The sequence below is a fragment of the sulfur-oxidizing endosymbiont of Gigantopelta aegis genome, assembly GCF_016097415.1.
Classification (GTDB): domain Bacteria; phylum Pseudomonadota; class Gammaproteobacteria; order GRL18; family GRL18; genus GRL18.
This window is the reverse complement of sequence record NZ_JAEHGE010000001.1, coordinates 908,195-933,171: the sequence shown is the minus strand read 5'-3', so window position 1 is coordinate 933,171 and position 24,977 is coordinate 908,195. Positions and strand designations below refer to the sequence as shown.

At 40.3% G+C, this 24,977-nt stretch carries 26 protein-coding genes and 3 pseudogenes; 4 read left to right on the top strand and 25 right to left on the bottom strand.

Translation table 11 applies throughout. From position 1 onward, the window contains the following. Positions 1–47: 47 nt before the first annotated feature. The 6 genes and pseudogenes from tnpA to JEU79_RS04765 form a co-directional block, all read right to left on the bottom strand. Positions 48–278, bottom strand: coding sequence for an IS66 family insertion sequence element accessory protein TnpA (tnpA, locus tag JEU79_RS04790; RefSeq protein ID WP_198263189.1), 231 nt, complete (start codon positions 276–278; stop codon positions 48–50). Positions 279–291: 13 nt separating this feature from the next. Then, positions 292–621, bottom strand: a complete 330-nt coding sequence (locus JEU79_RS04785) for a hypothetical protein (protein WP_198263188.1) — start codon at positions 619–621, stop codon at positions 292–294. A 119-nt stretch (positions 622–740) separates the two neighbouring features. Then, the gene (locus JEU79_RS04780; protein WP_198263187.1) at positions 741–1,124 is read right to left on the bottom strand and encodes a hypothetical protein; all 384 of its coding nucleotides are present in this window, start codon (positions 1,122–1,124) and stop codon (positions 741–743) included. 429 nt (positions 1,125–1,553) lie between these two features. Further along, positions 1,554–1,979 (bottom strand): hypothetical protein, encoded by a 426-nt coding sequence (locus JEU79_RS04775; RefSeq protein WP_198263186.1) that lies wholly within the window; start codon positions 1,977–1,979, stop codon positions 1,554–1,556. 76 nt (positions 1,980–2,055) lie between these two features. Next, a pseudogene (locus tag JEU79_RS04770) lies at positions 2,056–2,817 on the bottom strand (IS3 family transposase); the annotation flags it as partial. Between the two features lie 354 nt (positions 2,818–3,171). After that, positions 3,172–3,465, bottom strand: a complete 294-nt coding sequence (locus JEU79_RS04765) for a hypothetical protein (protein ID WP_198263185.1) — start codon at positions 3,463–3,465, stop codon at positions 3,172–3,174. A 634-nt stretch (positions 3,466–4,099) separates the two neighbouring features. Between JEU79_RS04765 and JEU79_RS04760 the strand changes: the two are divergent. Next, positions 4,100–4,579: pseudogene (locus JEU79_RS04760) on the top strand (IS91 family transposase); the annotation flags it as partial. 309 nt (positions 4,580–4,888) lie between these two features. Here JEU79_RS04760 and JEU79_RS04755 read toward each other — a convergent pair. The 6 genes and pseudogenes from JEU79_RS04755 to JEU79_RS04730 form a co-directional block, all read right to left on the bottom strand. Then, complete coding sequence (locus JEU79_RS04755; protein ID WP_198263183.1) at positions 4,889–5,161, bottom strand: TMEM165/GDT1 family protein; 273 nt, start codon at positions 5,159–5,161, stop codon at positions 4,889–4,891. 42 nt (positions 5,162–5,203) lie between these two features. Then, a complete protein-coding gene (locus tag JEU79_RS04750; protein ID WP_198263182.1) occupies positions 5,204–5,554 on the bottom strand; it encodes a DMT family protein in 351 nt (116 codons plus the stop codon). Between the two features lie 469 nt (positions 5,555–6,023). After that, positions 6,024–6,200 (bottom strand): YacL family protein, encoded by a 177-nt coding sequence (locus JEU79_RS28320; RefSeq protein ID WP_425511163.1) that lies wholly within the window; start codon positions 6,198–6,200, stop codon positions 6,024–6,026. Next, positions 6,201–7,185: pseudogene (locus JEU79_RS04740) on the bottom strand (IS30 family transposase). 238 nt (positions 7,186–7,423) lie between these two features. Then, the gene (locus tag JEU79_RS04735) at positions 7,424–7,660 is read right to left on the bottom strand and encodes a YacL family protein (protein ID WP_198263180.1); all 237 of its coding nucleotides are present in this window, start codon (positions 7,658–7,660) and stop codon (positions 7,424–7,426) included. 31 nt (positions 7,661–7,691) lie between these two features. Continuing rightward, positions 7,692–8,186, bottom strand: a complete 495-nt coding sequence (locus JEU79_RS04730; RefSeq protein ID WP_198263179.1) for an immunity 22 family protein — start codon at positions 8,184–8,186, stop codon at positions 7,692–7,694. A gap of 182 nt (positions 8,187–8,368) precedes the next feature. Between JEU79_RS04730 and JEU79_RS04725 the strand changes: the two genes are divergently transcribed. After that, complete coding sequence (locus JEU79_RS04725) at positions 8,369–8,809, top strand: GNAT family N-acetyltransferase (protein ID WP_246540003.1); 441 nt, start codon at positions 8,369–8,371, stop codon at positions 8,807–8,809. Between the two features lie 28 nt (positions 8,810–8,837). Here JEU79_RS04725 and JEU79_RS04720 read toward each other — a convergent pair whose 3' ends face one another. Then, entirely contained in the window at positions 8,838–10,325 is a 1,488-nt protein-coding gene (locus JEU79_RS04720) for a protein adenylyltransferase SelO (protein WP_198263177.1), read from the bottom strand. Between the two features lie 107 nt (positions 10,326–10,432). On the opposite strand from JEU79_RS04720, the gene JEU79_RS04715 reads away from it, so the two are divergent. Continuing rightward, positions 10,433–11,422, top strand: coding sequence for a tetratricopeptide repeat protein (locus tag JEU79_RS04715; RefSeq protein WP_343074937.1), 990 nt, complete (start codon positions 10,433–10,435; stop codon positions 11,420–11,422). A 66-nt stretch (positions 11,423–11,488) separates the two neighbouring features. On the opposite strand, the gene JEU79_RS04710 is transcribed toward JEU79_RS04715, so the two are convergent. From JEU79_RS04710 to JEU79_RS04690, 5 genes are all read right to left on the bottom strand, one after another. Then, the gene (locus JEU79_RS04710; protein WP_198263175.1) at positions 11,489–11,845 is read right to left on the bottom strand and encodes a hypothetical protein; all 357 of its coding nucleotides are present in this window, start codon (positions 11,843–11,845) and stop codon (positions 11,489–11,491) included. 112 nt (positions 11,846–11,957) lie between these two features. Next, positions 11,958–12,935 carry a 4-hydroxythreonine-4-phosphate dehydrogenase PdxA gene (gene pdxA, locus JEU79_RS04705; protein ID WP_198263174.1) on the bottom strand — a complete coding sequence of 326 codons (978 nt, stop codon included), beginning with the start codon at positions 12,933–12,935 and terminating at the stop codon, positions 11,958–11,960. A 29-nt stretch (positions 12,936–12,964) separates the two neighbouring features. After that, complete coding sequence (locus tag JEU79_RS04700; RefSeq protein WP_198263173.1) at positions 12,965–14,293, bottom strand: peptidylprolyl isomerase; 1,329 nt, start codon at positions 14,291–14,293, stop codon at positions 12,965–12,967. 70 nt (positions 14,294–14,363) lie between these two features. Next, positions 14,364–17,033: an LPS-assembly protein LptD gene (locus JEU79_RS04695; protein WP_214660492.1), complete on the bottom strand. Its 2,670-nt coding sequence runs from the start codon at positions 17,031–17,033 to the stop codon at positions 14,364–14,366. Between the two features lie 177 nt (positions 17,034–17,210). Beyond that, entirely contained in the window at positions 17,211–17,699 is a 489-nt protein-coding gene (locus JEU79_RS04690; protein WP_246540001.1) for a nucleoside deaminase, read from the bottom strand. Between the two features lie 258 nt (positions 17,700–17,957). Here JEU79_RS04690 and JEU79_RS04685 point away from each other — a divergent pair, with 258 nt between their 5' ends. After that, on the top strand, positions 17,958–18,944 hold the full coding sequence (locus JEU79_RS04685) for a sigma-54 interaction domain-containing protein (protein WP_198263171.1): 987 nt from the start codon (positions 17,958–17,960) through the stop codon (positions 18,942–18,944). Between the two features lie 6 nt (positions 18,945–18,950). On the opposite strand, the gene JEU79_RS04680 is transcribed toward JEU79_RS04685, so the two are convergent. The 7 genes from JEU79_RS04680 to mltB form a co-directional block, all read right to left on the bottom strand. Continuing rightward, a complete protein-coding gene (locus JEU79_RS04680) occupies positions 18,951–19,403 on the bottom strand; it encodes a GNAT family N-acetyltransferase (RefSeq protein WP_198263170.1) in 453 nt (150 codons plus the stop codon). A 262-nt stretch (positions 19,404–19,665) separates the two neighbouring features. Further along, on the bottom strand, positions 19,666–20,328 hold the full coding sequence (gene lipB, locus JEU79_RS04675; RefSeq protein ID WP_198263169.1) for a lipoyl(octanoyl) transferase LipB: 663 nt from the start codon (positions 20,326–20,328) through the stop codon (positions 19,666–19,668). Positions 20,329–20,331: 3 nt separating this feature from the next. Next, positions 20,332–20,643 carry a YbeD family protein gene (locus JEU79_RS04670; RefSeq protein ID WP_198263168.1) on the bottom strand — a complete coding sequence of 104 codons (312 nt, stop codon included), beginning with the start codon at positions 20,641–20,643 and terminating at the stop codon, positions 20,332–20,334. Positions 20,644–20,655: 12 nt separating this feature from the next. Further along, complete coding sequence (locus JEU79_RS04665) at positions 20,656–21,540, bottom strand: D-amino acid aminotransferase (RefSeq protein ID WP_198263167.1); 885 nt, start codon at positions 21,538–21,540, stop codon at positions 20,656–20,658. A gap of 19 nt (positions 21,541–21,559) precedes the next feature. Further along, positions 21,560–22,705 carry a D-alanyl-D-alanine carboxypeptidase family protein gene (locus tag JEU79_RS04660; RefSeq protein WP_198263166.1) on the bottom strand — a complete coding sequence of 382 codons (1,146 nt, stop codon included), beginning with the start codon at positions 22,703–22,705 and terminating at the stop codon, positions 21,560–21,562. Positions 22,706–22,944: 239 nt separating this feature from the next. Then, a complete protein-coding gene (locus JEU79_RS04655; RefSeq protein ID WP_198263165.1) occupies positions 22,945–23,847 on the bottom strand; it encodes a septal ring lytic transglycosylase RlpA family protein in 903 nt (300 codons plus the stop codon). Beyond that, positions 23,847–24,863, bottom strand: a complete 1,017-nt coding sequence (mltB, locus tag JEU79_RS04650; protein ID WP_198263164.1) for a lytic murein transglycosylase B — start codon at positions 24,861–24,863, stop codon at positions 23,847–23,849. Before mltB ends, JEU79_RS04655 begins: the two co-directional genes overlap by 1 nt. Between the last annotated feature and the right edge of the window lie 114 nt (positions 24,864–24,977).

Sequence of the window (24,977 nt, the reverse complement as noted above, 5' to 3'; positions counted from 1 at the left end):
CAGGTTCGTATCAGAATTGATTTCCAAACTGAAACCATTGGTATGGCTTACTTTAATTGCATTGCTTGTGGGGAATTGGCCAGTAAATTAATGGGAATGAGTTGATTGTTGGTGTTGACCTGTTTTGATGAGCTAACATAACCCAACTTCTTTCGATAATAGCTAAAAATATGAGAGGGTATCTTATGTTGTTGACAATAAACTGCCTGGCTTAAGTTACTGGCTTGGCAGGCCTCTATGTGTTGCTTCATCGAAGCATCTTTTGAATAGTTGCTCATTTGTATCTCCAAATTACGAATTGAAGATCATAGTTTGAGCTAACTGAAGCTTATTGTGAACGTGGGTTACCACACAAAATAGCATGGTTCTTATTTTATTTTGTTCTTTACTGTTGTATTTATTCGTGGGTTTAAGTAGTCGCCGCCACGCACCTGCTACACCAATTAACCCTAAAGCAGTTAACAAACCAAATAAAGATGCAAATGGATGTTTACTAGTTATGCCAGCTATACCAAACATTATTCCATATAAGCCAAATAATAATGCGGTAGCTGTAAAAGGGGCGGCTACAAAAATACCAATTATAAGTCTGGCATTCTTCTTGTTTAAAAATTCTTCCATGTCGTTTTTGTAACTCTAACGCTTTAATAACCAGACTGAAAAGTTTCGTGCCTTTTGTGGCATTATAGCGAAGCGCCACAAAAGGTGCGTAACTTTTCGGGTCTGCGTTAATTTACTTGTTAGGATATTTGAGTACATTTTTTCGACAAATACAAAAGATGAAGGGCGGCAATAATAGGCGCAACAAACACCCACAGCATAAAATTAGTATTTGTCATAGTAGATAGCCCAATGCCGGAGGCAGCAATACCTAATAGTATGCCAAACCATTGAACAGGGTGACCCAGCCAATTTCTTTTGCTAAGAATATGTAATGCAAGATTTCCCAATGAAATGAAGCCCCATGTACCACAAAAAATTATTAGCGCTCCAATGTACCAGTCTCCTTCTATGGAGACAGAACCAAATAAAAAGACGGGCGAGTACAACAGCCCAACTGAAAGCATTACGACTGCTGGGCCGCACAGCATTAGTAGTTCTATTACTAACATGACACGCTTCAATATTTTATCCTAACGATCTTTTTTAACGGAAAATTTTCCATGATAAATTTTTAATAACTGCCTAAATTTTCCACTTAAACTGATATTACCCCCCTAAACATGGAAAATAAAGGCATAATTCAATAAACATAATAATATTTTCCACTAAAGCCGATATATGCCCTCTTAACATGGAAAACTTTCCACTAAAACAGATATTAGATGCCCTAACATGGAAAAATTCCGACCTAAGCTGAAAGTCAATTTTTAATATTTTCCACTTAAACCGATATTAGCCGCCTAACATGGAAAATTTTCCACTTAATCCCATATTAGCCAACCAACATGGAAAATTTCCATATAAAAAGATAGCCTATTTAAAAATGGTGTTTTTATTCATTATGATATTTAATTCAACATTGCTGATGCGCTTCGTGCCTTAGCAGCATCCTACGTTATTCTACGTGAGTGGGAAGAATTATAGGGGAAATAAAATAGAATAGCTCTCTTGATGACACCCATCGTTTGATAGAAATAAATCTCAATCGATGGGTGTCTAGAACTACTTCCGCCAGTATCATAAAGCTTAGCCCCTTTTTTTTGAGCAGTTGAGTATTCATCATAGAGCACAAGGTATGTATGTGTTGCAGCCCATAAATATTCTAACGCTGCAACTGGTAATTTAACCTTTTTATTTTTTATGCTGACATTAAAATTAAACCCATTTTTCTCGACTAGTTCTATTTTAAAATTATTTTCTTTACACCACGAATCAAGTTCAATTTCGTTTTCTGGTGCAATTTTGTAAACACTATCCTTTATGTGTTTTTCAAGACTATATATAGGAGATTTCATTTTTTTATAAGCTAACGCCACACATAAGCGGTTGCAATGGAGCGTAGCGGAATTGCAATCCGACTTAATGTGATTGTTAGGTTTCAATACTAATGCTCTACTGAATGCTCTTTGTTACCAGCATCCGTTTTCCGAAGAGAACGCCGGCCACTCCTATTGCGAATAGCATAATTGAATAAAAAATTCTCGGAGAGTGATGATTAGCCGAATGAAGTCGCTCCCGATTATAAAATACCTCAATATATTCAAATATTGCCTGCTTTGCTTCTACTCTGGTTTTGAATCGACAATGGTGCGTCAATTCAGTTTTCAAACTATGAAAGAAGCTCTCTGATACAGCATTGTCCCAGCAATTTCCTTTGCGGCTCATAGACTGAATTATGTTATGATCCGACAATATTTTTCTATGACTATCAGAGGCATATTGGCTACCTCGGTCAGTATGCCAAAGCAATCCATCCATTGGTTTACGCTTCCATATGGCCATCAGTAAAGCATCATTGACTAGCTTGGCTTTCATTCGCTCATCCATCGACCAGCCAACAATTTGCCTAGAGAATAAGTCAATGACAACCGCTAAATATAACCAGCCTTCCTTGGTGGCAATATAGGTAATATCACCCACATAGTAGCGATCAGGTTGAGAGACAGTAAACTCTCTTTCCAGTAAATTTGGAGATATACGCTTATTATGCTTGGAATTAGTCGTCGCTTTAAAGCGTCTCTTCGTTTTACAAAACAAACCGGCTTTTTTCATTAATCGACCAATTCTCCGGCGGCTTATATGAACGCCTTTTTCAGCCAGTTTTCTTTTAAGACGACGGGTTCCATAAGTCTTGCGACTGTCTTCAAACAGTTTTTTAGCTGCTCAGTAAGCGCTTCATGATGTGCACTTTTCCGGACAGTTTTCTAAATATTTTTTGGCTGTTTCAAGTGATTTTTGTCATTTTGTATTTCCTATCATTTTAGTTTCTCATGTTAACTTTAAACAGATGAAGAGAAAGGGCTTTGCCCTCTGGAACGATAGAGCCGTTCCATTCACCCAAGGTATTTTCACAACGGTAATGATCCTGTTACAATATCTTCACGGCACAGGCTGAGGAGCCGATGGCCGTCAACGGTAATGGGCGGCATTTATGTCGCCTTTTACCCCTCTTCAATCAATCGATTTAAGCTATTTCCTGCTGTATTTCAGAGTTCACTATTACGAATCTCAATGACGGCTGCCAAGAATAGAAAGTAACAAAATCCTCTCGCCATATCCCTCAAAGCGATATGATTCAACAGCATCCATTTTGCTCGTCCATTCTATAAACTCTTTTGAAGTAGGAATATCACCAGTCGCTTTTTCACGGTCTCGCACATGCTTGACTGCTTCTTGAAGATGTCCAAGTTGAAAAAAGTCCGTCTTCTGTATCTGAGACACGGCGAATAGAAAAGACAAAGCTAATACTAACAGCGATGTACCGATTAGAACTACGCCGAACATGATCCGAAACAACTTCATGTAACCCTCATGTAACCTAACGATCTTTTTTAACGGAAAATTTTCCATGATAAATTTTTAATAACTGCCTAAATTTTCCACTTAAACTGATATTACCCCCCTAAACATGGAAAATAAAGGCATAATTCAATAAACATAATAATATTTTCCACTAAAGCCGATATATGCCCCCTTAACATGGAAAATTTTCCACTAAAACAGATATTAGATGCCCTAACATGGAAAAATTCCGACCTAAGCTGAAAGTCAATTTTTAATATTTTCCACTTAAACCGATATTAGCCGCCTAATATGGAAAACTTTCCACTTAATCCGATATTAGCCAACCAACATGGAAAAATTCCATATAAAAAGATAGCCTATTTAAAAATGGTGTTTTTATTCATTATGATATTTAATTAAGCATTGCTGATGCGCTTCGTGCCTTAGCAGCATCCTACGTTATTCTACGTGAGTGGGAAGGGATAGTTTTAATTATAGGGGAAATAAAATAGAATAGAATAGCTCTCTTGATGACACCCATTGTTTGATAGAAATAAATCTCAATCGATGGGTGTCTAGAACTACTGTAAATTTACATTTCGAGAAGAAATTTTTTTACAATTTAGCTTTGATATTGCTTTTTATTTGGTGGGTGGCAATAATTGCTTCACATTATCCTGATAAATGGGTCGTTGATTGCCGCCATGTAGGCCAGGGTAATAAGGCGTTGGTTTATTTAGGACGCTATCTTTATCGTGGTGTCATACAGGAAAAGGATATTTTGACCTGTCACAATGGACAGGTCACTTTTCGATATCAAGATAGTAAAACGAAAAAATATCAAACAAAAACAATCTCGGCCATCAAGTTCTTATGGCAAGTTTTTCAGCATATCCTACCAAGGGGATTCAGGCGTGCCAGAGATTACGGTTTTCTGCATCACAATAGTAAAAAATTAATTCAACTCATTCAGCTTCTTTTTAAAATCAACCCTAAAGCATGGATCGCTAAAATAAAGAAAAGAGCTCAAATGGTTTGTGCTTGTTGCGGGCATAAAATGGAGATTGTTAAAACTCAAATCCCGGTTAATTTCTTTCCTGATAAAAAGCCACCCATTGGAGTGATGAAATGATATTCTGAATATTCACCTCATCGGTACTGAAAAAAAGGTCTTAAATGACCAAGGGGTTAGTCTGTCTAAAATTGAGAAAAAACACCCTAATTTTCTGATTTTTATTCCTAAATGCCTTTTTACCAACCAAAATTCAATTCGAAATTATTTTGGTTGGTGTTTTAACATCAAAGCTATCAATTCTTAAAAAGCTATTTTCATAACACTAAAATCGGGTTCGTCCAACAAACGGTTCAGATTGTGGTTCGCTCCGCTCTCACAATCTAACCTTATTCGTTAGGCATTTTTTTATTCCACTTGAGTTACTTATTAGGCTTTAATTAATGTCCATATTCCGATACTTAAGAAACCAATACCGGCAATATAATTAAGATGTTTTTCGCTTACATATTGAGATATAACGCCTCCAGCAAGAACACCCATACCTGACGCTACTACAAGCGCTAGTGATGCTCCAAAAAACACCATAAGTTTACTTACTTCTTTGTCTGACGCAAATAACATTGTAGCCAGTTGAGTTTTATCACCAAGTTCTGCAATAAATACAGTTGCAAATATAGTGAAGAATACTTTGTATTCCAAAATTAAATTCCCCTATTTGATATTAATAGACTTTGCTGTACATCAAACAAATTTGCTGCGAAACATAAAATATACTGCACCAACAAGACAAAGGCCCGCCCACAGGTAATCCATTTTCAATGGCTCTTTCATATAATAAAGTGAAAATGGAACGAACACACTCAATGTTATTACTTCCTGAATTATTTTTAATTGTCCAATCGTAAGTACTGTGTAGCCAATTCTGTTTGCTGGCACCTGAAACATATATTCAAATAATGCGATTCCCCAGCTGATTAATGCCGCCACAATCCAAGGTTTATTATTCAATTCTTTAAGATGTGCATACCAAGCAAATGTCATAAAGATATTGCTGCAAATAAGCAATCCAATTGTAAATGCAATTTGTTTCATTGATTTATTTTATTATGCCTAACGATCTTTTTTAACGGAAAATTTTCCATGATAAATTTTTAATAACTGCCTAAATTTTCCACTTAAACTGATATTACCCCCCTAAACATGGAAAATAAAGGCATAATTCAATAAACATAATAATATTTTCCACTAAAGCTGATATATGCCCTCTTAACATGGAAAACTTTCCACTTAATCCCATATTAGCCAACCAACATGGAAAAATTCCATATAAAAAGATAGCCTATTTAAAAATGGTGTTTTTATTCATTATGATATTTAATTAAGCATTGCTGATGCGCTTCGTGCCTTAGCAGCATCCTACGTTATTCTACGTGAGTGGGAAGGGATAGTTTTAATTGTAGGGGAAATAAAATAGAATAGCTCTCTTGATGACACCCATCGTTTGATAGAAATAAATCTCAATCGATGGGTGTCTAGAACTACTGTGTAGAACTACTGTGTATTAGTTAATATATGCCTGCCATGATAGTAATACTATTTTAAAATCATGCAAACCACACTCAGCGTACGATTCTTTATCATAAACTTCTGCGTCTTCTGAGTGCTCATCATCGTTGTCACTAAACTCATTGCTGATTAAATTATCCATATGATCAGTCTCTAAATTTAAGGCGCGGATTCAACTCTGAAGTGCAACGCAGGAAATTCCAGTTCTTGCAAATGATTTTTTCATTGCCTGGAATGGTGTTTGAAAGCCGAGTGCCTTTCTAGGTCTATTATTAAGTTTTTCCATCATGTTGTAAACCTCTTTATCAGTCACTTCTTTAAAGTCTGTATCTTTAGGAAAATATTGTCTAATCAGTCCATTAGTATTTTCATTTAACCCTCGCTCCCATGAAGAATAAGGGTGGGCAAAATAAAATGCTGTATCAAGAGCTTTGCTTACCTGCTCATGATAAGCAAACTCTTTGCCATTGTCTGCGGTAATACTATGAAGCCTGTCTTTAAAGGGTTTAAGCAATTGTATTGTTGCTTGTGTCACCCAATCAGCCTGTTTACCATACTAATGTGTAAAGCGTTTTTCTTTCTACAATCGTGACCAGAGCACCACTGTGTCCTTTACCGATCACTGTATCAATTTCCCAGTCACCAACACGACGTTTATCATCAACAATCTTAGGTCGGTCATCAATGGAAATTCGATTAATTATTTGTCCTCGACTGCTTTTACCGTTACTACCACGCTTTTGGTATTTCTTTCCCTGACGCCTTAAATACTGATGTAAATCACCACCTTGCTTCTTATCATCCCATATGTGTTGATAAATACGTTCATGGCTAAGAAGTAGCATTTTGTCATTCAGTAACCAACCTGATATCTGTTCAGGACTCCACTGGTGCTGTGAAAGCTTTTCATCAATAAGGGCAATCATGTCATCCGTCATTTTAATTGCTTTAGAAGCATTGTAGCGACGCTTAACGGCTTTTTCTTGAGCTTGCTTAAATCGATAGCCACGTAAACCAGCGTTGCGTTTAATTTCACGGCATATAGTAGATTTACTCACCTCAATCGCCTGAGCAATTTTAGACTGGGAAATGCCATTTTTAATCTCAGTCGAAATGTAGTATCTTTGTTCTTGTGTCAATTGCTTGTAAGTTCTCATAAGTCACTTTACTCTTGCAGGAGAAAATGGCCGATTTTACAAGCAATTGGCCATTTTTTCGAGCAAATCATTGCTGTACTTATGATTTTTTTAGTAGCGCCGTCAGGCGCGTCGCTGGCTCATGAAATTCCCGGGGTGGCCATCGCTACGCTCGGCCACCCCGGGAATTTCATGAGCCAGCGATAAACCAGCAAATATCACAAATACAACCAAATAGTGTTGCACTTATGAGTTGAATCTAAGAGGCTTTAATTTCTACTCCGGTGTGGCTCATGCTTAATTGAAATTCAGTACCAATGATTTCTTTAAATGCAATACGGCCTTGTTCAAATTGCTCTATCAGCGTTAATATTTCCACGAGCTTAGATTTATTGTTACTTATTTCGTCGCTTAGCCAGCGACCAATGGCTTCGTGCTCCATGGAAAATTTTGCCGTGGGCTGACCGTCAATATTTTTTCTAAATTTAAAGTCCATTCATATTTTCTTTTTATTTCGATAAGGTATTTTATTCACTGTCAGTGTCGTCAGTGTCGTCAGTGTCGTCTTGGTCGTCAATGGGATAGAGTCTTTCTGCATCATCGTCATAATCAAATGCACCGACTAAGGTGACATATTCATCACTTTCGATGCCAGAAATTTTTGCACTGTATTCATATTCGAATAATAAAATAATCCAGGTGATTTCCTTGAGTTTTTTCTTTTTTGCTTTACTCATCAACACTTCAATAAACGAAGATGAAAACGAACATTCACCCACTGCTTGCTTGATGTTAATCGTGCCTTCGTGTGCGCCATTGGTTTCCATGTTCGTAGGATAAAAATACTGTATTTTAAAATTATTAGACCAGGCATTGCTCGCACGAGTATTTTTTTTACTGAATTTTTCTTCAAAATAGGCGTCAGGAATATCGGCGTATGGATGCGTTGATGCCCAAACAGAAACCTTATTCTTTTTTGAAAAAAGAAAATTTTTCTCAACGTTGACTTTCTTTTTTTGCATTGAAATCTCGTATTGTTTAATCGCTATAGATACGTATTATAAGCTTTTCCCTATAAAACACATTATAATTGTTTTCATTGAGTATGAAGCTCAGTCTAGGAAGATAAAGCAGTTAAATTAAGTTAAAGCCTATGCTTATAATAAAAATAACAAATGATAAACAAATAGCCGAAGTTGTCCAATTGGCATTGATAATTTGGCATGAATATTTCACTCCAATCATTGGTAAAGATCAAGTTGAATATATGTTGGATAAGTATCAATCAAAAGAGAGCATTGCTCAACAAATCAAGATGGGCTATGACTATTATTTATTATACGAAAATCCATCCTCTATTGGTTATTTAGGTATAAAAATTATAGAAGGTGAAGAATTATTTTTAAGTAAGTTTTATATTCTTGCTGAGCATCGCCATAAGGGCTTTGGTAAACAAACATTCAATTTTCTTGAACAATTAGCGCTTAAAAAAAACCTGAAAAAAATCTCTCTTACCGTCAACAAATATAATGCTGAAGCAATTATTGCCTACCAACACCTGGGCTTTGCTAATGTGGGCTCTATAATTCAGGACATTGGCAATGGCTTTATCATGGATGATTATAAAATGGAAAAAATATTGTAATATTGAACCGGTATAAAACCGGAACGTATTAAGTGCCACAGAAAGTTTGTTGCACGATTTCATCTTCTTTCGGAGGGGCTTTTAAGTCTTGATGCGCTTCTTGTTCAGTAAAGGGCGTGCCAAGCACATGATTGAGTCGATGGAAGTGTTTATAATTACCTTCCATTGCTTGCACAATGGCTTTTTCTACTTGGTGATTTCTGGGTATAAAAAGGGGATTATGCTGTTGCATGAGGCTTTCACTGGCTTCGATATCTTGTGATTGTTGCTGAAGGCGATTTTTCCAGGCTGAAAGGAACTGTTCAAATTCCTTGCTTGTTTTAAGTTTCGTATTTATTTTATCGTCGGTTTGAGCTGAATTTTGATGCAAAACGGCAGCGAGATCATGAAAACTATTGGTAAAATCCAAATTTTCATTTTCCAGATAATGAAGCCAATTGTTAATAAGGCCTAAATCTTCCTGTGTTGCTGAAAAAATGCCTAGCTTATTGCCCATTGCTTGAGCCCAGACGGTTTTAGAATAGTCAGATAATATTTCAAATTCTTGATCAAACAACGCGCTCACATCGTCAGGTTCAATACCCATGATAGGCACAAGGCAATTAGCCAAGGATGAGATATTCCAAAGGGCGATATTAGCCTGGTTGGAATAGGCGTAGCGGCTATTACGATCAATGGAACTGAAGACTTTTTGTTCACTAAATTGATCCATAAATGCACAGGGGCCAAAATCTAAGGTTTCGCCACTAATGCTATTATTGTCGGTATTCATAACACCATGAATAAAACCAACACTCATCCATTTTGCCACCAGAGAGAGTTTTCTTTTTGCCACTGCTCGAAAAAATGCTAGGTAAATGTTTTCCTGACCAAGTAATTCTGGATAATGCCGTTTAATAGCATAATCAGCCAATTGCTTCACGTTGGCATATTCTTGTCGGGAGGCAAAATATTCGAATGTCCCCACTCGGATATGGCTAGATGCAATACGTGTCAGAATGCCACCGGGGACTAAATTATTTTGATAAGAGTTGTCTCGATAAACCTGTTCGCCACTGGTTACGGCCGCTAGCGCACGGGTGGTGGGGATATTTAAGGCATGCATTGCCTCGCTTACGATGTACTCTCGAATGACTGGCCCTAGTGCCGAGCGGCCATCGCCTCCGCGTGAAAATGGGGTTTTACCTGCACCTTTTAATTGCACATCAACCCTGAGTCCTTTGGGGGTTATTATTTCACCAAGGAGAATTGCCCGGCCATCACCCAGGCTGGGGACAAAGTTGCCAAATTGGTGTCCGGCATAGGCCTGTGATATAGGTTTTGAGCCGGGAAGAATGGTCTTACCAGAAAAAATGTTGGCTAGGCTTTGTTCATCAATTCCGTCATAATCAATGCCCAGTTCGTTGGCAAGGCGGGTGTTGAAGGCGATAAGTTGAGGTGCTACGGCACTGGAAGGCATAATAGCTTGGTAAAAATCTTCAGCCAGTGTGGTATAGCTATTATCAAAATTAAACAAATATCGCTCCTCGATAGCCCTTGCGAGATAGGCAAGTGAATTAAATCGTTAGATGGTTGAATAAGAAAAATTACCACTCATCTTGTCAGAAGATTACTCAGAATTCAATGAGCTGTTTGAATGCAGTGCATTATAGGGCACTAGCCAATCAGGGCAATATCCAAGCCTTGATATTTATGCGAAAATACTTCTTATACCCAATTTTCACTATAAAAGAGTGCCCTATGGTCGATAGTATTGATTCACCTTATATCCATGCTGCTAACGCGGAAACTTTCCAGTCCTTGGTTATAGAAAACTCCAATAGAGGGCCTGTTCTGGTTAACTTTTGGTCAAAAAAAGCGGGGCCTTGCTTGCGCCAATATCCTCTCTTAGACAAATTGATATACGATTATAAAGGGAAACTCTTATTGATAAATGTTGATGCCGATAAAGAGTTAAAAATTACCGGTGATTTGGGTATTGCCAGTGTACCCACCCTAAAACTGTATCGAAATGCAGCGATCGTTGAGTCTAGACATGGTTATCAATCAGAGCAAGATCTCATTGATTTGGTTGAGCAGTATGTCGTCAGGGATTCTGATCAAGTTGTCGCACAGGCAATTCAAGAATATGCAAACTCTAATCAGGAAAAAGCCTATGACATGATCACTCAGGCGATTTTAAAAGATCCTGATAATCCTCGTTTGCCCTTGGCTATTGGCAAATTGTTGAAATACGAACGACGCTTTCAAGATGCACTTGCGCTATTTGCTTCGTTACCAGAAAACATTCTTAAAAATAATGATATCATTCGTTTTAAACAAGAGTTAGATTTTTTTGTGATTGCCAATGAAATTACGGATTTAAATGCATTATTAGCTCAGACGGATAATGTGGATGATGATTTAATGGCCATGCAACAGCGTGCGGCATTTTTTATTGTCAATCAGGATTATGAGCAAGGCTTTGAGCAATTGAAGAATATTATGGAAAAAGATAAAACATTTGATGATGATTTTGCGCGACGAGCAATGCTGATAGTCTTCGCTTGGTTAGGGGCAGAGGATTTATTGGTTAAGCAATATAAGCCAGCGTTGCGTTGTTATACACATTAAAGTAGTTAGGTAATTTAGATGGCTGGATAAGCCTAGGCGTATCCAGCATTAAAGACAATGCATTGATTAGTATTGCACTTCCATATCATACATCTTCCGTGCTAAATCTTCTGTTACCATCATTTCCATTAAATGTGAATTGACCATTAGGTTTTCTTGAATTTCCTGGGGGCTTAATGTCCGTCCAGTATTTTTTTGATTTAATTCAACGAGGATTTCCTTCATTAATTTTAAGTGGTTAAACTTAGCAGTAAGTGCTTTTTCTTGAGAGACACTTTTATCATGTGAGATTGAAAACTGCTGTTTACATTGCTGTAATTTATCCTGCAAGCCATTTGATCCTGCTAACAAATTACCGCTAAAGCTGAGCATTAGAATTGAGCCAAATAGTAAAATGGGTAACTTCTTGCTTGTGATGTTCATGATGTTCTCTCCAGTTTGTGTATTTGTGCAATACATAAAAATTATGTGTTGCTATGAAATCAACTATACACTAGAGAACATTGCACCAACCTTACACCAGAATGAAGATTTTTTAATTAAATGAGTTAATCATTTGTCGGGCAACTTGTATGGCGTAACTTAAACTGCCCATGCTAGCCTGCCCCGTCCCTGCGAGATCCAGAGCAGTACCATGATCGACCGAAGTACGTATGATGGGCAAGCCCAGAGTAACATTCACAGCCTGACCAAAACCTTGATATTTAAGTACCGGCAAGCCCTGATCATGATACATGGCGAGTACGGCATCGGCAGTTTGCAAGGTCTTTTTAGCAAAAAGAGTGTCAGCCGGTAAAGGGCCGGTTAAATTCAAACCTTCATTTTTTAGTTGCTCAACTAAAGGAATAATGACATCCAGTTCTTCCTTGCCCAGATGCCCATCTTCACCAGCGTGAGGGTTCAAACCGCAGACTAAAATATGCGGTGAAGTCAGTCCGTATTTACTTTTTAGATCGTGATCCAAAATAGTTAATACCTGACGTAGACTATCCGCAGTAATGGCATCAGAGACGTCTTTAAGGGGTAGGTGAGTGGTTGCTAAAGCCACTCTCATTTCTTCAGTTGCCAGCATCATAACGACTTTTTGTGTGTCGGTTTGTGCAGCCAGATATTCTGTATGACCCGTAAAGGGGATTCCGGCCTCATTGATTATACCCTTGTGGATAGGTCCGGTGATCAGTGCATCAAAGTCTTTATTGAGACAGCCTTGTATGGCAACATCCAGCGTTTGTAAAATATAAGGGGCATTGTGCTTGTTTAAAGTACCCGGTATTGCTGACTCGGCTAATTTAACGGGGGAATAATAAAGCATCCCAGAGCCGGATGGTGCAAGAATTTCCGGGTCAAAAAGCACTAATTTGAGGGGGAGGTTTAATAGCGTTGCCCGAGCTTGAAGCATATCTGGATCAACAGCCACAATCATCTGAAAATCATGGGGCTGTTGGGCATATTCAATACAGAGCTCGGGGCCAATCCCGGCGGGTTCGCCGGGGGTAACAATGAGTTTATCCATGGAAAGTTTGTCGCTTAAGTCAGGGCTGATTAGGTGTTATCAAGACGTATTTCTACGAAGGCTTCATCGCGAATACGACGATAGAAAGCATCTTTTTTCTCTGCCACCTTGCGGGATTTCAGTGCGTTTCTTGCTCTTTCTTTTATCATTTCATCGGCATCATCGTGGGTACGACGTCCCAGTACTTCGATGATGTGATAACCAAAATTAGTTTGGATGACTTCACTGATGTCGCCAGGCTGTAATTTATCCATGGTGGCTTCAAACTCAGGTACCATTGTACCGGGCTTGGTCCAGCCGAGATCACCACCGCGAGTCGCGGAAGAGGTATCGCCAGAAAATGCCTTGGCCATGGTAGCAAAATCTTCGCCATTAATAATACGATTACGGATTTGATTTAAGCGTTCCATCACCCGTTCATTATCATTGATAATGGTGGTTTTAATCAGAATATGGCGGGCATGTGTTTGTGTGACCAAGTGCTTTTTGCCACCTTTTTCTTCCACTAATTTGATAATATGGAAACCACTGGGGCTACGAATAGGCTCGGAGATATCACCGACTTTCATTTTTAAAACGCTATCAGAAAAAAGACTGGGCAATTCACCGGCCTTACGCCAGCCTAAATCACCGCCTTCAAGGGCATTTTGACCATCAGAAACAGCCAGTGCAGTAGTGGAAAAATCACTACCGGCGCGTATTTTTTTCACGATTTCGAGGGCCTTGGCATTGGCCTTTTTGATGACTTCAGTGGAGGCCGCTTCAGGCGTGGCAATTAAAATATGTTGGATATGGTAAGCCTGTTCCAAGCCACCTTGCTTATCAATGTTAAAAAGAAAATTTTCAATTTCTTGATCGGATACGGTGACTTTGTTGATGACATTACGTTGTAGCAGACGTTTTAGTACAATTTGAGTTTTGATGTCATCACGAAACTGGCGAATATCGACACCTTGCAGGGCTAAGTTTTCTCGAAATTCACTCAAAGACATGCCATTTTGTGCGGCAATACGATTAATTGCACGGCTTAGGGTGGTGTCATCGACTTTAATGCCGGTACGCTTGGCCATATCGAGTTGAATGCGCTCTAAAATCATGCGCTCCAACACCTGTTTGCCTAACACATTGGCAGGGGGTAATTTGGCCTGTTTCTTTTTCAGTGTTCGAACAACTTTACGAAACTCGTCTTTAAGTTCTACCTGAGTAATCACATCTTCATTAACCACTGCGACAATACTGTCAAGCGAGACGATTTCAGCCTGCGTGCTTAGAGACAAGGTCAGTAAGCTTAGGCTGATGCCTATAGTGCGTGCTCGTTTAAAAAGGGTGTTAATTACTTGTTTTACATTCAATAGCATTGTAAATCCTAATGTCCTAATCTCTGGGGGCTGGGTCTTTGTTTTTAAGAGCCTAGTTTTTCTCAAATACTTAGTTTTTCCAGGGCTCAAAGCCGGGAATATCTTGTTCTAAGCGATGTCCTCTTCCAGCCAATGATTGGGTCAAAGAACCCAGTCCTTTAAATTGCACTTGTAGCATGACGTAATTATTGGCATCGGCATAATAGTTCTTCTGATCACGACCAACAACAAGGCGTAGCGCATAACAGCAACTGTCGTATTCGATACCGAGTTTGGAGTCTAGTAGGTAGCCGCTACGGGCATCTGCTGGTGTTTGTCCGGTGGCGAAATTGAGTCTGGTCGTATCAAAATCATAGAGCGAATAATACCAATGGGCCAATGCTTGCCACTGAGGGGCTATTTTCCAATAGGTAGACAGTTCAATTTGCTCATAATCTTTGGCACGATAGGAGTAGTCAATATTGGCTAAATGATTTTTATCTGACTTATATTGCAGACGATAGCGTGCTTCATCGGTTGTACCACTTTCATAGGGATTATAAAGCAGTGAATAAGAGGTATACCAATTGCGAGAAAAGCGGCTGCTCACTTGTGCTGCAATACTGGAACTGGAATTGTTTAAGCGGTTGGCATATTTTTCTGTGGTTGATGGCTCACCTGTTAGCCTATTATAATTTAGGGTAACTTCTCTATCACTAAAATAATATATCTGGCCAATAGAAGCAGTGAACAGTTCAGAGCCACTACCATCATCAATAAAGCGTGTGGTCAATGCCGCAGTCATTTGGTTGGCATCACCTAAGCGATCGGCACCTGTGAAGCGATTTTCACGGAAGAGCTGATTAAAGCTGAAACTGGATAAGCCGGTATCGAAGATTGGAATGTCACTTTGATTATCTTCAGGCACATAGAGATAAAATAATCGAGGCTCTAATGTTTGTTGCAATGAGGTATCAAATAAAGTCAGGTTGCGGTCAAAGAATAAACCACTATCAATACTCACGATAGGTTCAACGCGTGATGGACTATCATCGGTTAAAATGGTGCCATTAGGGTTGGACACGCTACCGCCGTACCTAACATCCTGGTCTTCGTTGTCTAGGTTATAAGTTACCATGTCCAGGCTGACTTTGGGGGTGAGGTAAGCGTAACTATTTTTAAACGGGACACTCAAGCTGGGCTTGATATGTAAGCGACTGCCTTCAACGCGTTCAATATCATCATTTTGGTCATAAACAGTATCTTCCCAGTTTTGCGCAAACATGACGAATTCAGACGTAAAGCCAGCGTCTAAATCAATGCCAAAGGGCGTGAAGCTATCGTCACCTGAGAGCAATAATTGCGGCAAGCGGCTATAGGTATGTCGATTGGCTTGTAGTTCCTGGTACCCCTGAGCGCGAGCAGTAAAGTCAAAAATACTGCCATTATAGTTGAGTGAGCCTTCTCGTAGGAGATGGGTTTGACTCTTATCTCTTAGGTTATTACCAAAGTCATCGAGATAATAACGATCGCTGACGTAGTTGTAATCCACATTACCAGACCAGCCATTTTGCCAGTTTGCCCGTTGTTGTAAGCTAAATGCACCACGGTTTTTGGAAATATCCTTAGGCACGACCTTGCCAGTTGCATTGATGGGACCTTCGCGTAAAGCCACATCGACAGCATCACGTTTGTCGTCATAGCTGCGATCATTCAGCCATTCAGCATAGACTTCGCCCGATTGATTATCGCTTAGGTAGCGATATTCACCGCCAAGCATCAGGCCACGATCAGAGAGCAAGCGTGGGGTGATGGTGGCATCTTGATCCGGGGCAATATTAAAGTAATAGGGTGTGGCTATTTCCACGCCATTGGTGTCTGAGTTACCAACCGTTGGCATTAAGAAACCACTTTTTCTATCGTCATTAAGGGGAAAGCTGATATAGGGTGTATAAGCAATGGGAAAGCCCTTAAAGCGCATAACTGCACCCCTAGCCACACCATAGCCTTCTTCGGTATACAATTTCATTTCATCGGCACTAATCACCCAGTCTTGATCACCGACAGGACAAGTGGAATAGGTGGGGTTTTCTAAGTCAATTTCCCCAGGTTTGAAGCGAATATTATCGGCTATACCCTGTGCAGGGCGTGCGGGTAATTCGTAGATAGCATTATCCACCCGGCCTTTGCGGTCATCAGTTTGATAGCGAGCAGTATCACCTCTTAGCACCATATTGGGCTCGGTAATAATGACATTACCTTCAGCATTAAACATTCCAGAGGTTTTATTGTAGGTTGCCTGGTCAGAAGTCAGTTTTTGAATGTTTTTGGTAATAACGACATTGCCGCTGAAATTGATTTGCTCACTATCAGGTGATTGTGCGTCATCGGCTTCAACATTGGTACTTTCATCAGCCTGAGCTGCCATGCTCTTACGGTCGTATTCTGCTAAAGGTTTGACTGCACAGCTCGACCAAAGGCCGGAGGCTGCACCCGAAATGGCCTTGAGACGTGGTTGAACAACAGTGCCACCCCCTGTAGGGCCAACATTGGGATCAGAAAAATCAGGCTCGGGAAAAGACGGCTTGGCGATCACTACAGCCGCTACGGGCTGGGGGATGATGCGTTTGCCGCTAATGGAGTCTAGCTGGGGAGCCAATGGCCCATCCGCAACCGCGCAATTCCACTTGCCGTCAGCCAATGGCTGACATTGCCAGCCATTGGACTGATAAACATCCGCAATAGCGGTCGAAGATAACAATAGCCCTGTTGTGGAGATGGCAGTGGCTATGAAAAAAAGGTGAGATGTTTTCAGTATGTCCATTTTCTTTATTATATGAGTTCAAAAGCGACATTTTAGCACTGTTAGTCAAAGGCTGTCGATTGGATTTTGGTTGCAGTAGCAAGAATTATCAATTACTTGAATTATCGGTGTTCATTAATAGGCTTTTTTATCGGGTGAATTTTCCCATTGTTTAAAAACATTCTGTGCTTCGTTTAATAAATCAGGGGCATGAATTTGCTCAATGGGGAGTTTTTTTTCGCTATGGGGGAGGCTCAATTCTTGAAAAATAAAAGCATCATCAAAACCAATTTTACTGGCCTGTGCATAGGCATTGGCATAATAAACGCCATCAAGATGCGCCCAATAAATGGCCGAGAGGCACATCGGGCATGGCTCACTGCTGGCATAGAGCGTACAGCCTTGCAGTGAGTGGGATTGTAACGTGTGGCAAGCATCACGGATGGCCTCAACTTCAGCATGGGCTGTGGGATCATGATGCCTGGTCACTTGATTGCTGCCTCGACCGATAATTTTGTTGTCTTTAACGATGACCGCGCCAAACGGGCCACCCTGTTGCTGTATGGATTGACTGGCCAGTTTGATAGCCGATTGCATAAATTGATGTGTGGGTGTTTTGCTCATGGTTTCAGTTTACAGTTTTCATTGCATTAACTACAAGCTCAATGCATTTTTTTTGCTTGATCTGAATCATTTTTAAATATCGGCACATTCTGATATTATGGTCAGAATTAAAGGGACAGCTCAAACCTGCTTTACACTTCAGATGTAGGATGTGGTGAGGAACGAACCGCATCAATGGCTTTAAATGGCCTTTTTTGATGCGGTTCGTTCCTCACCACATCCTACTAATTGTAAAGATAAATTGGCTGAGAAAAAATAATGGCATTGGGGAATGTAGTGGAAGATTTTGCACACGATCAAGTCGAACAAAAGTTAATCGGTGAATCACCGGAGTTAAATGCGGTGCTATGGGCAGCAAAAATTACTGCCGCATCTGATGTAACCGTATTGATTCAGGGTGAAAGTGGTAGTGGCAAGGAAGTCTTTGCCCGTTTAATCCACAATGGTAGTCAGCGTAATAAGCAAAAATTAGTGACCGTCAATTGTGCCGCAATTCCTGAAAATCTTGCCGAGTCCATGCTCTTTGGCCACCTTAAAGGTGCATTCACGGGTGCTTGTGCTAATCAACAAGGTTATATACAGTCCGCCCACAAAGGCACTTTGTTTTTAGATGAAATTGGTGAGTTGTCACTGTCTGTTCAGGCAAAACTACTGCGTTTTTTAGAATCTTCCGAATGCCAACAAGTTGGCTCAACCTGTGCAGAGACAGTCGATGTACGAGTGATTGTCGCCACTAATCGTGATTTACGGGCCGAAATAGCTAAGGGCAACTTTCGTGAAGATTTATTTTACCGTTTACACATCGTGCCATTAGAAATTCCAGCACTGCGTGAGCGAACCGGTGATTTGCCCCTATTACTGAAGCATTTTAATCAGGCTTTAGCGAAGCAATACGGCGTTAAGCCTGCTGTTTACAGCAAAAGTGCGATTAAGTGTCTTAAGGCTTATTCATGGCCTGGCAACGTGCGTGAATTGCGTAATTTCTGTGAAAGAATGAGCATTTTATTAGCGGGGCAGACAATTGATGCAGAAAATCTACCCGCAGAAATTAGAGCGCCTAAAAGAGAGACTGCTAAGAGCCTCATTTCATTACCGGAAACGGGCTTGTCTTTGGAAAAAGTTGAGATCGAGCTGATACAGCAAGCACTGGAAAAAACCTTGGGCAATCGTAGTCGAGCAGCAAGACTATTAGGCTTAAGTCGTGATACATTACTTTATCGTATGAAGAAATATACCCTGAGTTAAAGCCACTTATTCAGCTAGAACAAATGCCGGACTGCTTGCTTCAAGCCCTATTGCCTGACAAGATGATGTGAGTAGCTCGGTTTGATAATCACTATGGCAGACTAATTTATAACAGCCATATTCCTGCGCTAAGTCTTTGCAATATTGCATTAAGTCTTGGGCAAGTGTGTTTTTATTTTCTATATTTTCTGCAATAATCAAATCCGTCATAAAAGCGGTTGTCGAACCCTCATGGGTCATTTGCATAATGATCACCAGGCTAATCATTCCAGCAATGCCCTCCTCAGTACTAGCAACGACCTGAAAATAATTAGAATCGTCTAAAATAGAGAGATAAACCGTATTCGCATCACGGTGCTCCATGGCTGTGCCATTATCGGCTTTCGGCGAATTAATGAGTGCCAAAATCTCATCTAAATCGCTTTCATTGGCCTTTCTTATAATCGTATTATCAGACATAATTTAACCTGTACTGTGAGCAATATAGTTTTGCTCGACATTTAAAAATCCTTTTCCTAAACCCTGTTCCTAAATATTTGAACGGGTTAAACCTAAAAAAATCAGTTGAACCTACTGTGACCGCCTTATGCACTGAATCTTAAGGATTTTCCAGAACATTTTGACTTCACCCGTAGGGTGACTACGAATAAAGCCAAAATAACCTGTAAAACCCTTAATCTTCAGCGTCTAAGTCGCTCTCGCTACGATTCAATTGATTATTTTAGGTTAAAAAATCGAGCTTATCGGTACTGATAAAGTGAGCCTTATAAGCGAGATTTTTGGCTAAATGGAAAATAAGTTGTTGTTGAACCTGAACACTATCTACATCTTCAATATAGTCAGAAAGTTGCACGACTTCAAGGCCTTTATAGCCACAGGGGTTAATTTGTTGAAAAGGTATCAAATCCATATTGAGATTTAGGCTGAGGCCATGAAAACTACAACCTTTTTTGATCCGTAAACCTAAGGCCGCGATTTTTGCATCACCGATATAAACGCCGGGGGCATCAGATTTTGCTTGAGCTTGAAGCTGGTATTCCTGCAAGGTATCAATAATACTTTGTTCGATCAAAGTGACCATTTTGCGCACCCCAAGGGCTTTGCGCTTCAGATCAATCATCAGATAAGCAATCAATTGCCCTGGACCGTGATAAGTCACCTGCCCGCCGCGATCAATATTGATAATGGGAATGTCCGTGTCAGTTAAAATGTGCTCCTGTTTACCATTGCGCCCTAAGGTAAATACTGGCTCATGTTCCAATAACCAGATTTCATCTGCGGTCTCGGCAGTACGTTGCTCGGTCAATGCCTGCATCGCTTGCCAGACAGGTTCGTAGGCCTGAAGCCCTAATAATTTAACCTGTAGTGTATCAGTCCCAGACAAATCTTAGAGCGCCATTTTGGTATGCGGATAAGCATTTAATTCAATATAGAGATCATCTAATTGTTGACGGCTGGTGGCAATGAGTTTGACCGTGACGGCAATGTATTTTCCATTGCGGCTGGGGCGGGTGTGAAGGCATTGCTGAGTTACATTGTCCACATGTCTTTGGCAAGTGGCGAGGACATAAGCGGGATAATCATCGATGTTTTCACCCATGACTTTGATCGCAAAGTCACAGGGGAAGTGCATGAGTTGCTCATCATCCACACTCTGTGAAGCGCGTTCCTGGGCTTTTTGCTCTGCTTCATCAGTCATTTTTTCTTTCTCTCATTGCTTGTTCTCAGTGTTGGTATTCAGTGTTGCTATATAGCCTTGATAAATAGTAATCATTTGCTGCCAATAAGACCCGGGCAGGCCATTGCCCACTATTTTATCATTCAGTTTGGTGACAGGTAAAATTTTTTTCGTTGAACTGCTGAGCCAGACTTCCTTAGCATTGAATAACTCGGCTTCTGTAATCGCCTGTTCTTGGCAGCAAATATCATTTGCTTGAGCCAATTCTACGACTAAATCACGGGTGACACCCGGTAAGAGCAAAGGACTTTTAGGGGGCGTTATCAGGCAATTATCCTGGACAATAAAAATATTACTCGCCGCCCCTTCAGTGGCATGACCGCCTTTGATTAAGATGGCTTCTTGGGCATTATTATCAAGTGCTTGTTGGCGCAAAAGCACATTGGGAAGTAAGGAAATGGATTTTATATGGCAATTGAGCCAACGATTATCGGGCAGTGTAATCGCTGCAACCCCCTGCTGGGCAATCTCAGGAGCTTGTTTTTCCAGCGCTGAAGTCATTAAAAAGACAGTGGGCTTGTTCTGCTTAGGAAAGCGGTGATCACGGGCAGCAACACCACGGGTAATTTGTAAATAGACGGATTGATTGTGATAGTTGTTCTTTTCAATCAATTGCTCAATCAAGGCCTGCCATTGTGACGAACTCAGAGGGTTTTTTATTTGAATTTCCCTGAGATTATTCTCAAGGCGCTGCAAATGGTGCGATAAACGAAACGGCTGACGTGCATACACCGGAATCACTTCATAAATGCCATCACCAAAAATAAAGCCTCGATCCAGTACCGAAACCCGGGCATCTTTAAGGGCAATAAATTGCCCGTTGATATAGGCAATCGGTTCAGCGTCAGGTGTATGCATCAGAGTGTCTTTTTTCAACTTATTCCAGCATCATTAAAGCACTGTCTTTAGCTTGCTGCCAAAGACTGCCTTCGTTGATGGCTTTAAGGGCAACCAAAGGGGAGATACTTAATATTTTGCCATCCAATCTCAGCTCAACCTTGCCCAATTTTTGCCCCTTAGCGATAGGAGCGACTAGCGGCATGTTGATATTAATGGATGGTTTTAAGTTTTTGTATTGGCCACGAGGAATGGTGACAGCCAGATCCTTAACGACACCGACCGGCAATTGCTTGGTATGCCCCTTGAATACACGCACACTTTTAAGTGTTTTTTGTGCGGGATAAACGATATGGGATTCATAAAAACGAAAGCCAAAATTTAATAATTTTTGTGATTCCTGAGCGCGGGCATTGGCACTATTAGTGCCTAAAACCACGGAAATTAAACGCATATTATTGCGCTTGGCTGAAGACAATAGACAATAACCTGCATCATCGGTAAAACCCGTTTTCATACCATCGACAGAGCTATCACGCCATAATAATTTATTACGATTAGACTGTTTTATATTGTTATAGGTGAATTCTTTAGTGGAGTACCACTTATAATACTGTGGGAAACGCTTAATCAGAGAGTTGGCTAAAATAGCCAGGTCTTTAGCACTGGTTTTATGATTTTTATTGGGCAAGCCCGTACTATTGAGAAAGTGAGTATTGCTCATACCCAATTCCTGAGCATGTTGATTCATGAGTGCGGCAAAGGTATCTTCGCTACCGGCAATGTGCTCGGCGAGCGCGACACTGGCATCATTGCCGGACTGAATGATCATGCCCTGTAATAAATCTTCTACAGAGACTTTGCTATTGACCTTGATGAACATTCTGGAACCAGGGGTTTTCCAGGCTTTTTTACTGACAGTGACCAAATCGCTGAGTTGAATATTGCCTTCTTCAAGTTCAGCAAAAATGACATAAGCCGTCATGACTTTGGTGATACTTGCAGGTGCTACCGGCATATCGGCATTCTTTTGAGCAATGACTTTGCTGCTATTATAATCAATTAAAATATAAGATTTTGCTGCAATCGTAGGGGCTTTGGGAATGATTTTGGGTGCTGCCTGAGCATTCAGAGTAAAGATAAGGGCAAAAATAGCAATAAAGAAATAACTGAGAGTCCGTTTCATAAATGTTTAGCTCAAATGGTTGGGTTGTTTATAGTTGATGGTATTAATATTAAATTTTAACTTAAATTATGGCTAATGAGAAAATCTAATTGATAAAACTGCTGAAAATTAGGCAAATGAACAGATAAATCGTTCAAAATGGAGTGCTAAAAATGGCTGATTCGAGCGCATACATGACTTTAAACAGGTATTTGATGCGGTTCGTGCCTCACCACATCCTACGTTTTAACCCCCCAATACTATTCCACAACAATACTGTGTCGAACAAAGCCATTTTCAGTCAGTGTTTGCATCAATGTATCAGCATGATCCGTGTCACTCAGGGGACCAAGACGGACGCGGTAATATTGTTGGCCATTTTTTTCGATATTGGAAACGCTTGCCAAGGTTGTTTCATTGCGGGCATTAAGCGCAGCATTGACTTTGTTTTTTAAGCGCATGGCATTTTGAACGCTAATAAAAGCCCCTAATTGCAGATACAGTCCAATTGGTTTTGCCGGTGTTGGCAATAAGGGGACAGTGGTAGCTGTAGTTGATGCCTGTGGAGCAGGAAGAGACTGACTAGGATCAATGGCTTCTACTTCAACCAAGCCTGTGCCAGTGCCTTTTACACCTAATTTGATCGCAGCAGTATGTGACAGGTCGATGATACGACCTTCATGAAACGGCCCGCGATCATTGACCTTGACGACAACTTGTCGGCCATTTTTTAAGTTGGTTACTCGGACATAAGTGGGTAGGGGCAACGTTTTATGTGCTGCAGTCATGCCGTGCATATCATAAGGCTCACCACTGGAAGTGCGATGACCTTGAAATTTCTTGCCATACCATGAGGCAATCCCGCGTGCTTTATAGCCCTTACTGGAGTCCATTACATAATAACGCTTGCCAAAGACGACATAAGACTTTGGATTGCCAGACTTGCTGCGTTTCGTGGGTTTGGGGACGGCATCAGGTATTTGGCTAACATCAAGGTATTCAGAGGGTGGGCCATCCTGACTGATGCTATAGCGCCCCGACGATGAACTGCTGGTTTTTGTCGAACTACTACAGGAAACCAAAACCCAGGCAATGATTATCACTGCTATTAGCTTCGTCGCATGCTTGGCTGAAAACCTGAAAGTTGTTTCTGTCGGGATCATTATTGAGCTTTTAATTTAGCCTGTTTTATTGCCTGACTGAGCTGATAAACGGCCATGGAATACAGAGTGCTATGATTATAACGTGAAATTACATAAAAGTTATTATAGCCCAACCAATATTCTTTGCTGTTTTTTTGTTTCAGAAGCAAAAGAATCGCTTTGGTCTCATCTGTAACAGCGGTGTCGCCTGTGAGTCCCTTTTGTTTGAAGGCTGCAACCGTTAGTTTAGGCTTACAGCTACGTTTACAGCGATCTTTATCTGTTAGTAGGGTGTCCTTCATAGGGTTCAATTGATCGGCCACCGGCTGACCTTTTTTCCAGCCATGACGTTTGAAATAATTTGCCACACTGCCAATGGCATCGGCATTATTTTTCCAGATATCTTTTTCGCCATCACCATCAAAATCCACGGCATAGCTTTGAAAACTACTGGGAATAAACTGACCCATACCCATCGCACCGGCATAAGAACCTTTACGGCTTAATGGGTCAAACTTTTGTTCCCGGTTCATGATGAGAAAGTGCTTTAATTCACCACGGAAAAATTTGCTGCGTTTAGGATAACGAAAGGCCAGGGTGGACAAAGCATCCATTACCCGATAACTACCTTGCAGCCGACCATAATAGGTTTCCACACCAATAATGGCGACCATGATTTCCGGGGCAACACCATAAACTTTTTCAGCATAATTGATAATGTCAGTATTATCCTGCCAAAATTTAACACCTTGCTTGATGCGCTTTTTGGTTAGAAATATCTTTCTATATTCATGCCATGCCTTACTTCTTTCAGCCGGACGGCTAATGGCATCAAGAATTTTTTGTTTGATTTTTACTTGAGCAAACACCTTGTCTAATTCACTTTTGCTGAATTGGTGTGTTTGTACCATTTCATTAATAAATTGTTGTACTTCGGGATCTTTATTGAGAGTAGCGGCATTGGCGCTATTAATGACAATAAGAAAAAGGCCTAAAATGCTTAACATGATAAAGCGTGTACTGGGTTGGGCTAACATAAAAATTCCTGTTTTTACGGTTTTCTGAACTCGATATCTGATTAGGTGGGGTCGGATTCCACCCCTTCTAAATACAATATGCTACTTAATCAACATGCTTAGATATTGGACACG

What these genes read in the sequence shown, in the direction of transcription:
- JEU79_RS04685 (WP_198263171.1), top strand. Translation starts at nt 17,958, where the DNA reads ATGGCATTGGGGAATGTAGTGGAAGATTTTGCACACGATCAAGTCGAA.
- mltB (WP_198263164.1), bottom strand. Translation starts at nt 24,863, where the DNA reads ATGTTAGCCCAACCCAGTACACGCTTTATCATGTTAAGCATTTTAGGC.
- JEU79_RS04730 (WP_198263179.1), bottom strand. Translation starts at nt 8,186, where the DNA reads ATGCAAAAAAAGAAAGTCAACGTTGAGAAAAATTTTCTTTTTTCAAAA.
- JEU79_RS04670 (WP_198263168.1), bottom strand. Translation starts at nt 20,643, where the DNA reads ATGACTGATGAAGCAGAGCAAAAAGCCCAGGAACGCGCTTCACAGAGT.
- JEU79_RS04785 (WP_198263188.1), bottom strand. Translation starts at nt 621, where the DNA reads ATGGAAGAATTTTTAAACAAGAAGAATGCCAGACTTATAATTGGTATT.
- JEU79_RS04660 (WP_198263166.1), bottom strand. Translation starts at nt 22,705, where the DNA reads ATGAAACGGACTCTCAGTTATTTCTTTATTGCTATTTTTGCCCTTATC.
- tnpA (WP_198263189.1), bottom strand. Translation starts at nt 278, where the DNA reads ATGAGCAACTATTCAAAAGATGCTTCGATGAAGCAACACATAGAGGCC.
- JEU79_RS04735 (WP_198263180.1), bottom strand. Translation starts at nt 7,660, where the DNA reads ATGGACTTTAAATTTAGAAAAAATATTGACGGTCAGCCCACGGCAAAA.
- JEU79_RS04665 (WP_198263167.1), bottom strand. Translation starts at nt 21,540, where the DNA reads ATGCATACACCTGACGCTGAACCGATTGCCTATATCAACGGGCAATTT.
- JEU79_RS04690 (WP_246540001.1), bottom strand. Translation starts at nt 17,699, where the DNA reads ATGAGCAAAACACCCACACATCAATTTATGCAATCGGCTATCAAACTG.
- JEU79_RS04715 (WP_343074937.1), top strand. Translation starts at nt 10,433, where the DNA reads ATGAGCTGTTTGAATGCAGTGCATTATAGGGCACTAGCCAATCAGGGC.
- pdxA (WP_198263174.1), bottom strand. Translation starts at nt 12,935, where the DNA reads ATGGATAAACTCATTGTTACCCCCGGCGAACCCGCCGGGATTGGCCCC.
- JEU79_RS04680 (WP_198263170.1), bottom strand. Translation starts at nt 19,403, where the DNA reads ATGTCTGATAATACGATTATAAGAAAGGCCAATGAAAGCGATTTAGAT.
- JEU79_RS04750 (WP_198263182.1), bottom strand. Translation starts at nt 5,554, where the DNA reads ATGAAACAAATTGCATTTACAATTGGATTGCTTATTTGCAGCAATATC.
- JEU79_RS04700 (WP_198263173.1), bottom strand. Translation starts at nt 14,293, where the DNA reads ATGCTATTGAATGTAAAACAAGTAATTAACACCCTTTTTAAACGAGCA.
- JEU79_RS04765 (WP_198263185.1), bottom strand. Translation starts at nt 3,465, where the DNA reads ATGAAGTTGTTTCGGATCATGTTCGGCGTAGTTCTAATCGGTACATCG.
- JEU79_RS04655 (WP_198263165.1), bottom strand. Translation starts at nt 23,847, where the DNA reads ATGATCCCGACAGAAACAACTTTCAGGTTTTCAGCCAAGCATGCGACG.
- JEU79_RS04710 (WP_198263175.1), bottom strand. Translation starts at nt 11,845, where the DNA reads ATGAACATCACAAGCAAGAAGTTACCCATTTTACTATTTGGCTCAATT.